The 1308-nt window shown below is 54.3% G+C and carries 2 protein-coding genes and 1 pseudogene; all 3 read right to left on the minus strand.

The genetic code is table 11. The features are described 5' to 3' along the window. A partial coding sequence (locus ABYP33_RS19275) for a hypothetical protein (RefSeq protein WP_373092989.1) occupies positions 1-196 on the minus strand: 196 nt, incomplete at its 3' end. A gap of 35 nt (positions 197-231) precedes the next feature. Next, complete coding sequence (locus tag ABYP33_RS19280) at positions 232-525, minus strand: hypothetical protein (RefSeq protein ID WP_372809484.1); 294 nt, start codon at positions 523-525, stop codon at positions 232-234. A 2-nt stretch (positions 526-527) separates the two neighbouring features. Further along, positions 528-1308: pseudogene (locus ABYP33_RS19285) on the minus strand (hypothetical protein); the annotation flags it as partial.

Genomic DNA, 1308 nt, shown 5'->3' on the forward strand with positions numbered 1-1308 from the left:
CCTCTAGCACCTCGCGGGATACGTAAGAGCTGTACCCGTCGCGCTCGTTGCCGTAGGCTTTGCCGAGGTAGTAATTGAGCGACTGCTGCCGAACGTCCGAGAGATCGCCGTCCTCGTCGTTCATGGCTTGGTGTATCTTGTGACCAAGGAACGCTACAAGTTCGCTCTCGGTCATTCCTTTCTGTTTCTTTGGCATTAGCGAGCCTCACGGCTGGGCATTGTGGGTTTGGGCTACTTTAGGGCTATGTACGGGTTTCCATGATAGTCCTCGTCTACTTGAAAGCAGGACGCATTGAGGTATTCCCAATCATCTTGCAAAAACGCCTTGATTGGCAGGTCTTGAGGCAAATCAAGCAGGATTTTAACAATATCTGCTACAGTAGGGGCAGACTCATATTCCCGAGTGGCGGACGCCCTAACAGCCTCCAGCCGCTCAGCCTCTACTGCCTCCTGCCTTTTCTCAATCTCCTTGACGCGCATGGCTATCAGGTCGGGGTTCTTTGCTAGGGGGGATACCATTACCATAGCTACACAATCCAATCAGATTTACCCCCAAATGATACAGCCTTTTTGCCTCGCCTACCACTATTCTTGCTTGACAGTTGCCCCCATCCTGTATTAGCGCCGCGATAGCCTTGGGCGAATTGGCGGAAGGCGTCAGCGCCGTGGCTTGCCCAGTCGTGGAGCGGGCGGGCCTTGAACGTCATTTTAGCCTCGTCGTATTCCTGGCGGTAGGACGCGAGACACTTCACGCCCTGCGCGGTCTTTTCCTCGTCAAACCAGCACATTGGCAGCACTTGGCGGGTCATCTCTATGCCCTCGTTGATATGAGCTATGCGCGCCACAACCTCTACGGGCTTAATGCCGAGGGATTCTAGCACCTCTTTGCGGTGTTTCCCCGTGGTCAGCTCCCTCACCTCGGCATCATGGGGTAGGTAGTGCGTACCGTAGATATAGGGCATCTCCTTCAGCACTTTGGCATAGTGGGCGAAGCCTTCTCCATGATTGGCGTAGTAATCAATAAACCTATGCTCACGCCCCACCTGCTGGTGAAACCAGATCGTGTTCTGGTCGCTCATGCCCAAGTCCCAGAATGTATTGACAGGCAACGATGGGTCGTAAGGCACTGAGCATATGCGCCCCGCTGTCCGGGCTGCGCTTATCAGGTCGGCGTAATACGCCCCCTCAACGATGGTTTTATAGTCGCCTTCCCAAATGTGGTTGTATTCTGGATTGGTTTCTAGGTCGCGCTGTCGCTGCCGCTCAAGGATTGCCGGGAATGCAGGATTATCACGCCAGTTAAGCTCG

This window comes from Zhongshania sp., assembly GCF_041584495.1.
GTDB lineage: Bacteria > Pseudomonadota > Gammaproteobacteria > Pseudomonadales > Spongiibacteraceae > Spongiibacter.

What these genes read in the sequence shown, in the direction of transcription:
- ABYP33_RS19280 (WP_372809484.1), bottom strand. Translation starts at nt 525, where the DNA reads ATGGTAATGGTATCCCCCCTAGCAAAGAACCCCGACCTGATAGCCATG.